Genomic DNA, 8,932 nt, shown 5'->3' with positions numbered 1-8,932 from the left:
CATCAGCAACGAAAAAATGATGGCTATAGCTAATTCAATGAAAATTATATAGCTAGAATACTCAAATAACCTGTATCTTTTTTACTCGTAACTCATAACTAAACTAATAATATGGAACCAGAAGTAAGTGTTGGCATCTTAGCAAACAAGGAAATAAGTTTTGTACTCGACAAAGAATACATTTGTCTGGACAATGAAGTAACAGGAAAAAATACTGTATCTTATAAATACGGATTAATCTTATGGAACGAAAATCTTTACAAGGAATTACTGTTCATCCCCAAAAATGAACATGCTTCTTTCACGCTGAAAGAAGTTACCATCGGAATCAATTTCCATTGGGAACGTAAAGAAGACCAGCGGTTTCAGGGCGCATTGAGGCTGATCGTGGAAAATGATGAGATTACAGCTATAAACCTTATCAAAACAGAAGATTACCTGACCAGTGTCATATCCTCCGAAATGAGCGCTACCGCTTCATTGGAACTACTTAAAGCCCATGCTGTTATCTCCCGGAGCTGGCTGTTGGCCCAGATCGAGAAGAACAAGGAGATAGTGGCAGCCAAAGAAAAATATACAACCTTCACCGAGACCGGAGACGAGATTATCCGCTGGTATGACCGTGAAGACCACCTCAATTTCGATGTTTGTGCCGATGACCATTGCCAGCGATACCAAGGTATAACCCGTGCTTCGGCAAATATCGACACAGTGAAGCAGGCCATAAAGGAGACACGGGGGCAGGTGCTGATATCAGGGAACAAGATATGCGATGCCCGCTTTTCGAAATGCTGCGGCGGGGTCGTAGAAGAATTCCAGAATTGCTGGGAAGATATAAAATATCCTTATCTGGTAAAACTACGGGATGATGAAAACGCTACGGATATACCCGACCTTACCATAGAAACGGAGTCTGTAAAATGGATAGAGTCGTGCCCTCCGGCATTCTGCAACACGCAGGATAAGGGAATACTGGCACAGGTATTGAACAATTACGATCAGGAAACGACAAGCTTTTACCGCTGGCAGCTTACATATCAGCAGGAGGAATTATCGGCTCTGATTCTCAAACGTTCCGGAATCGATTTTGGCACTATACAGGAACTCATACCTATCCAAAGAGGGACTTCGGGCCGACTGGTAAAACTCAAGATCGTTGGCTCTGAAAAGACTATGATTATAGGCAAGGAACTCGAAATACGCCGTATCTTATCCACTTCACATCTTTACAGTTCTGCCTTTACAGTCACCAAAACGGATGATAGATTTATCCTCACCGGCGCAGGCTGGGGACACGGCGTGGGCCTTTGTCAGATAGGGGCCGCGGTGATGGGGGAAAAGGGGTATTCTTACGATAAGATTTTACTGCATTATTATGTGGGTGCAAGTATAGAGAAGAGTTATTAACGCCCCTCCCTTGTGTGTTTATAGAGCAATTTGGTCATGGCTTCGGATTTACTGCTTACATGCTCTATCCGATGTATTTCTCCGAAGGGAGGCACAAAACAGCTCACTACGCATTCTGTACAGGGCTGATGACGACAGGAATATTTGAGCTATAACCATTTCTTTATCTGGGCAATGATATATGCAGTATAATACCGATTATAGTCGTATCGCTGTTAAAAATAGCCTCTGACTACGGAAAAGCAAAAGAAGAACACTAGTTAACCTGTTTCTAATTAGTATTTGGCAAGTAAAACGGCTTTTGGCGTTCCTTGTATTAATAAAGCCGTTTTACTTTTTTGTTTTATGTGAATTGAGTCTTGAAAACTTTATCTATACTATTAGCTGATAGCCGTCAGCTGATAGTTCTTTGAAAGAATAGGAAAGATTTAAAGATTCAAGGTTTAATGATTTAAAAATTGAATATGTGTAAAAAGTTGTAACCTATGTTACTTTTTGGAATTTGTAGGGACGTAAAACTTTACGCCCGGATAAGGAAAAGTGACAGGAGAGAAAAGTGGAAAATGTGTCAAGTTTGTCAAGTTTGTCAAGTTTTGTACATAGCCTATTGGCTAACAGCTGTCAGCTAATAGCTAAAAAAGGTGTTACTTTTTGATAGTTACGAGTTACTTTGCCCTACGGGCAGTTACAAGTTACGAGTAGACAAGATACGAGATACGAGTTGTTAACTGCAGACTGTTTACTGAAATAAGTGTTACCTTTGTTACCTTTTTTAGTTACAAGTTTGCCTCGCCTTCGCTTCGGCGAATGTTATTTCTGCGCCCTTCGGGCAGTTACGAGTTACAAGTTGTTAACTGATGACTGTTAACTAAACACGAACAAAAGTTGGCCTAAAAAGGGTGAACCAGACAAAAAGAAACTAAAAATTAACGAAGAAAAGCTGAAAGATACAAAGTTCTATCCTGACGAAACAATATTTGCAAATCTTGATAATATAAAAGATTTTTGAAATAAAGATACAGCGGCTTTCAAACGGCTTTCAAAGATGCATTATTTATATAAATAATATACATGAATACTAACATTTATACGCATTATATCAGTAAATAAACTTTTACCTTACGGTATTTTTATTATCTTTGTTGAAATAGTTAATTATTTTTTTTAATACCAAAGTCCTAATTTAATGAAATCAAAAATTAAGAATTTTGTTGCATCATGTGCCATATTGTCTATAGCTCTGACATCCTGCAACAGTACACAGCCTGACAACACGCTGACAGAAAAGGAAAAAGCCGAAGGATGGCAATTGCTCTTCGATGGTCAAACGATGGCCGGATGGAAAGATTACAATGGTACAACTCTTACTCAGCCCTGGCATGTAGTGGAAGGCTGTATTCAGGCTAAAGGTGACGGCAGCGATGCCAGCGGTTACATTGTAACTGATAAAGAATATGAAAACTTTGAACTTTCATGGGACTGGAAACTGTCTAAAGGTGGCAACAGCGGTATGCTGTACCATGTAGTAGAACGTCCGCAGTATAGTGTGCCTTACGTTACAGGCCCTGAATATCAATTAATAGATGCTCCTAATTTTCCCGACAAACTCGAAGACTGGCAAAATATGGGTGCGGACTATGCCATGCATCTACCTGATACATCGGTAATGAAAGTAAATCCGCAGGGCGAATGGAACAATTCTAAAATTGTATTTGATAACGGCCATGTCGAACATTGGCTCAACGGTGTAAAGATACTTGAATTTGAAGCTTGGACCGACGACTGGTATGCCCGCAAGAATAGCGGAAAATGGCATAATGCACCTGAATACGGACTCGCTAAAAAAGGCGTGATATGCCTGCAAGATCATGGATATCCTGCATCATTCCGCAATATCAAAATAAAAGAACTTCCTCGCAAGACAAAAGAGGTGACACTGTTCAACGGAACCGACCTTGCAGGGTGGGATGTATACGGAACCGAAAAATGGTATGTACAAGACGGCCTACTCGTTTGCGAAAGCGGCCCGGACAAACAATACGGCTATCTGGCTACACGCGAGTACTACGACGATTTCGACCTGACTGTGGAATTTAAGCAGGAAGCCGACGGAAACTCCGGCGTATTTATCCGCTCATTTATAGAAAAAGATGTGAGAGTAAACGGATGGCAGGTAGAGGTGGCACCAAAAGGTCATGGAACGGGCGGCATCTATGAATCTTACGGACGGGGATGGATCATTGAAGCTCCGAAAGAAAAGGATAATGTACTTAAAGTCGGAGACTGGAATACAATGCGTATCCTCGTTCAGGGAGATAAGGTTACTACATGGCTCAACGGCGAAGAAATAGTAAATCTTGTAGATGAGAAGATCGGAAAAGGACAAGGACGTATCGCGCTCCAGATACATGACGGCGGAGGGATTAAAGTATTGTGGCGCAATCTGAAGCTGAAAACACTATAAGATTTCTGCGATAGTTTCTTATATTGCCTCATATACAAAAGGGTTGCCAGCAAAAGCAACCCTTTTATTTTGAATATCGTATAATGCGACAATACTATTTCTGGCAGGACGGACAATAATATATCGTGCCTCCAAGGTAAGCTTCCTTGACGATTTCATCACCGCAATTGGGACATGGTTGTTTGTAGGTATTTCTGGAGAGGATGCATTTATAGCCGCCAAAATTGCCATAAAAGTCCTTTTCCGTATCACGCCCGCCTTTTTCGGTCATGCTTTGGATAGTTACTTTGAGGCAATGGAACAAATCCCCTTTCTCAAAATCCGATATAGTGGATATTTTACGCTTGGGATGGAGTCCGGACTTGAACAGAATATCCTGCAATACCCCGTTTCCGAATCCCGGAATACGCTGCTCGGTTGCAAGTAAAGCCTTTATCGACATATCTTTCTTTACACCTTTAAAGATGCTGTCGAAATATTGCTCATCGAAAGTATCGTCTAATGGTGATAGCTTGGCCAAGCTGCCCTTATGATAGGGATTATCCAGTTCCCCCTTATAAGCGAAAATCGCCCCGTACATAGATACGGTAAAGGCAATGAAGCTCTTATCGTCAAAGGCGATTAGCAGCTGATGCTTTGCCGGATGCTTTTCTATGGCGGGATAATATTTCATATTTGTTCCGTCCCCGATCGTTACGGTCACATCTTCATCGCACAAGATGTCTACAAACATCCCCTGCCCTCTTACCGATTCAATTTCCCGGCCTACAAGGATATCAGGATATAATAGCGGGTCGCCGTTATACCATGTGAATTTGTGCGGGCTGGTAGCTTGTACTACTTCTGCTATACGTTTTCCGGCCAGTATCGTCTCGGCCTGACGGCTTATCGTTCGGGATTCTGGTATTTCAATCATGGCTTATTCTTTAATAATTTAACTATCTTAAATTCGAACCATTAAGTATCAGTGGAATCAAATCCCCGATATTTTCTTCAAACGAATTCAATTTATCTTTTTCGCCGGCAAGCCATATAATATCGCCCTCCTCAAACATAAAGTTCGGGGTAAACTGTATAATAGACTCATCATTACGGTCTATACCGATAACCATACATTCGGTCTTCTCCCGTATTGCGGCATTGGCAATTGTTTTACCTATAAGGGGACAGCCCGGTTCTACAAGATACTGCGACAGGCTGATATGATGCTGGGCTTCCTCTTCCATTTGAGACGCCTGTTCACGCTTATCGTGCAGATATTGCGCCAAAGTTTGCATCTCCTCGTCGGAACCCGAAACTACAAGTTTATCGAAAGGATAGAGACGTTCATTACCATCAGGAATGTTTATCTTTTTACTTCCGCGTATTATAGTCACGATATTCACTCCTGTCTTCTGCCTGAAATTGAGTTCTCGCAATGTTTTTCCTATACTAGGCGAAGATTGGGATATTTCGAATTCTTCGATATGGATACTTTTCGAACGCAGGTCATTAGCCACTGTAGGCAAAAAGGCGGCCTTCTTCTCATCGTGCTTTTGCTTCAGATTCAGATTTTCAAGAAAACGGGCTTCTATTTTACGCGACTGCTTCTTAAAGCCCTGCGAGAATACAATCAATGTAACTACCGCCAGCGATATTATCACCATCAGTACGGTCAGTCTGGGGAACAAGGGGATAAGAACCATCAATACCAGTGTAACACAGATAATGATACGGAAAGCAATAAGGGAGATCAATGCTCCTCTGTTGAACCGATTATCTTTCCAGAGCTTCTTGAACTCTTCCGAACGGTTTTTCTTCATCATTATAGCCCGGAGAAACGGTGCCATCAATGTAAGCGTAATCACTGCAGCCATTATATTGCCCCAAATACTGCCCGGCACGTATTCTACGATATACGGGTTTATAAAATTCTGGAACACAAGAAGTATCGCAATTGAAATAGTGGTATAGATCGCCACTAGTTTGAGGATGCTTTGAAGTAACTTTTTCCAGTCATTCTGCTTATTTACCGTATTGTAACTCGACATACCGTAGCCCTCCACGAGTTTATCCCATTTCTTGGGGATACGCTTTTCTACCCAGTTATAAACCGGCTCGGCCCCTTTGATACAATATGGCGTTGTAAAAGTAGTTATTACCGATACGGCGACAATGATAGGATAAAGGGTTTCAGTAATAACACCCAGTCCCATACCCAGCGATGCAATAATAAAGGAGAACTCCCCAATCTGAGCCAGACTGAATCCCGATTGCATAGCTACTTTAAGGCCTTCACCCGATGCAAGGACACCGATTGTGGCAAAGATAGTACGCCCGATCAGAATAACTAATGTCAATATAAGTATAAGTACGGCGTATTCCCCGATTACCGCCGGGTCGATCATCATACCTACCGAAACGAAGAAAACAGCCCCGAAGAGGTTTTTCAGTGGCTCGATAAGATGCTCGATATGCTTCGACTCTATTGTTTCGGCCAGAATCGAACCCATTATAAACGCCCCCAGTGCAGCAGAGAAACCGACACTGGTAGCAAATAATACCATACCGAGGCAAAGCCCGATGGCAACAATAAGGAGTGTTTCGTCGTTCAGATATTTTTTCAGTTTCTTCAGCATTGTCGGTATCATATAAATACCCACTACAAACCAGATAAGCATAAAGAAAACCAGTTTGACCACACTGTTTGCCACCTCGCCGCTTTCGAAATGCTGGCTGGATGCAAATGTGGTAAGCAATACCATCATAACGATAGCTGCAATATCCTCGACAATAAGCATACCAAATACAATGCCTGCAAACTTTTTCTTTTGCAGCTCCATATCGTTAAATGCCTTTATAATAATGGTAGTGGAAGACATGGACAGCATACAACCCAGATAGATACTATCCATCGATGTCCAATCGTCAATAAGGTTTACAATAAACAGTTCGCCTGCCAGATAGCCGATTATTATCATCGATCCCAGGTTGATAAGCGTAGCTATCGAGGCCCTGCCTCCCACATCGATCAGTTTCTTGAAACTAAATTCCAACCCGAGCGCAAACAAGAGGAATACCACCCCTATCTCTGCCCAAATGCTGACATTCGCCATATCCGATATTTCAGGTAATGCCTTAAAGACATTAGCGACCTGTCCTTCGGGGATGTCAGTTACCTTTATAACAAGATCTTCTATAAATTTTTTGAAATGCAGGCTCGCAATGAATCCTGCAACAATATAGCCAAGTACAACAGGTTGTTTCAGCCATTTGAACACAATGGTAACAAACCCGGCTGTAATAAGTATTATAGCCAAGTCGCTTATAAAATCTGGTAGATGCGCCATATATTTATAATAATTCTATTTTGTGTATATTTCCTTTATTCCCTTAAAGGATATTGCCAATAGATGTTTTCGGCATTTAAAAGTAACAAAAAAAAATGGGTTTAGAAATAAAAAATCAAATTGTCACTAAAATTTATCAACTTGCCTCTTTTTTCCGAAACTTCACTCTTTACTGTCACCCAGGCAATTAGTGTATTATACTTCTCTTTTTTTTATTTAACATTTTTTTCTCCAGGCAATTTATTCTACTTCTATATTTGAACAATGTGATGCTGACAGTCGTTTATACAAAATAGTAACTAAATTATTAGAAATGAAAAAAGTTATTTTATCTATCGCAGCAGTTGCCATATTAGCATCTCCTGCATTAGCGCAAGAAAAAGCTATTGTTCCGTCGACATTGGGTGATAATTGGTTTTTGCAACTACAAGGCGGGGCATCATACACAATCAGTGAGTATCATAAAGATGCATCTTTCGGGGATGTTGTAACTCCATATGCAGCTGTATCTCTTGGTAAATATTTTTCACCGAAAACCGGTGCACGTTTACAAGTTGGGGGATGGGAATCCAAGAATTATTATAAATTGAATAATACGGATGGTACATACAAATCGAAGTACTTCCAGATAAACGCGGACGGGTTACTAAACCTGACTAACCTCGTACTTCCGTACAAAGAAGACAGGATGTTCAATCTGATCGGTTTTGCCGGTCTTGGTTATGTACATGTATTTAAAGATTCGGAAAACAGCATCCATACTGTAAACAGTATCGTACCACGTGTAGGTTTGCAAGCCGATTTCCGGGTAAGTGAAGTGGCCAGTATCAATCTGGAAGTCGCCGGTAACCTTATGCGTGACGATTTTAACGGACGTGAAGAAGGATCGCACTATGACGGGACAGTCAATGCCTTACTTGGAGTTTCATTCAGGTTGTCGAAAGGCGGGTTCAAAGTTGTAGATGCGGCAGATCCGGCTGAACTACAGCGTTTAAATAACGAAATAAACAGCCAGAGGTCTCTTCTGAGCAGTAAAGACGCAGAAATCAACAGGCTGAAAACCGACCTGGCCAATAAACCGGAACCTCAGGTTATCGTACAGGAAACTAAAGAGATAAAAGAACAAACCGAAGTATTGATGAATGCTGTTGTAGTATTCCGTATCGGTAGTGCAAAACTTGAACAAAATCAGGATATCAATATCTTCAACGCTGCCCGCTACCTGAAGGATAATCCAAGCGTGAATGTAGTCGTTACAGGTTATGCCGATAGGAGCACCGGTACTCCGGCTATCAACCAAAGGCTATCCGAGCAACGTGCCGAAGCTGTAGCTAAAGTGTTGATCGACAAATATGATATTGCTCCCGGCCGTATTACTACAAAAGCCAGCGGCGACAAAGAACAGTTGTTCCCTACCGACCAATGGAACCGTGTAGTAGTATTTACAGCTATAACTAAGTAAAAGATATAATACACGTTATATGGATAAGGATGTCTTTCGGGACATCCTTATTTTTATTTGGTCAGATCAAGATATTTAATAAGAGTATATCAGTAAAAATGTATCAGGGAAACCGCATGACATTTAATTTTTTTTGAAAAAGTTTATCTATGTATATAGCTGAGAGCTATTAGCTGTTAGCATATCGCTCTTTGAAAAGTTTTAAGTAATAAATTTAAGTTGCTATTTATAGATTGTAAATTTTATCAAAAGTATATCCCCAAATGAAAG

5 protein-coding genes are annotated in these 8,932 nt (G+C 41.0%); 3 read left to right on the top strand and 2 right to left on the bottom strand.

Going from position 1 to position 8,932, the window contains the following annotated elements; all coding sequences use genetic code 11:
* The first annotated feature begins 111 nt into the window (after positions 1-111).
* Positions 112-1,407, top strand: a complete 1,296-nt coding sequence (locus ACFO6W_RS01085) for a SpoIID/LytB domain-containing protein (protein ID WP_379993460.1) — start codon at positions 112-114, stop codon at positions 1,405-1,407.
* A gap of 1,186 nt (positions 1,408-2,593) precedes the next feature.
* Positions 2,594-3,871, top strand: coding sequence for a 3-keto-disaccharide hydrolase (locus tag ACFO6W_RS01080; RefSeq protein WP_379993459.1), 1,278 nt, complete (start codon positions 2,594-2,596; stop codon positions 3,869-3,871).
* Between the two features lie 94 nt (positions 3,872-3,965).
* Here ACFO6W_RS01080 and ACFO6W_RS01075 read toward each other — a convergent pair whose 3' ends face one another.
* Entirely contained in the window at positions 3,966-4,787 is an 822-nt protein-coding gene (locus tag ACFO6W_RS01075; protein ID WP_379993458.1) for an endonuclease VIII, read from the bottom strand.
* 22 nt (positions 4,788-4,809) lie between these two features.
* The gene (locus ACFO6W_RS01070; RefSeq protein WP_379993457.1) at positions 4,810-7,200 is read right to left on the bottom strand and encodes a monovalent cation:proton antiporter family protein; all 2,391 of its coding nucleotides are present in this window, start codon (positions 7,198-7,200) and stop codon (positions 4,810-4,812) included.
* A 313-nt stretch (positions 7,201-7,513) separates the two neighbouring features.
* On the opposite strand from ACFO6W_RS01070, the gene ACFO6W_RS01065 reads away from it, so the two are divergent.
* On the top strand, positions 7,514-8,662 hold the full coding sequence (locus ACFO6W_RS01065) for an OmpA family protein (protein WP_379993456.1): 1,149 nt from the start codon (positions 7,514-7,516) through the stop codon (positions 8,660-8,662).
* Positions 8,663-8,932 lie beyond the last annotated feature (270 nt).

It is taken from the genome of Dysgonomonas termitidis (genome assembly GCF_042654545.1).
GTDB classification, from domain to species: Bacteria; Bacteroidota; Bacteroidia; order Bacteroidales; family Dysgonomonadaceae; genus Dysgonomonas; species Dysgonomonas termitidis.
This window is presented reverse-complemented; position numbering and strand designations above follow the sequence as displayed.

Excerpts from the sequence above, each read along its gene's own strand:
- ACFO6W_RS01070 (WP_379993457.1), bottom strand. The coding sequence starts at position 7,200 with ATGGCGCATCTACCAGATTTTATAAGCGACTTGGCTATAATACTTATT.
- ACFO6W_RS01075 (WP_379993458.1), bottom strand. The coding sequence starts at position 4,787 with ATGATTGAAATACCAGAATCCCGAACGATAAGCCGTCAGGCCGAGACG.
- ACFO6W_RS01065 (WP_379993456.1), top strand. The coding sequence starts at position 7,514 with ATGAAAAAAGTTATTTTATCTATCGCAGCAGTTGCCATATTAGCATCT.
- ACFO6W_RS01085 (WP_379993460.1), top strand. The coding sequence starts at position 112 with ATGGAACCAGAAGTAAGTGTTGGCATCTTAGCAAACAAGGAAATAAGT.
- ACFO6W_RS01080 (WP_379993459.1), top strand. The coding sequence starts at position 2,594 with ATGAAATCAAAAATTAAGAATTTTGTTGCATCATGTGCCATATTGTCT.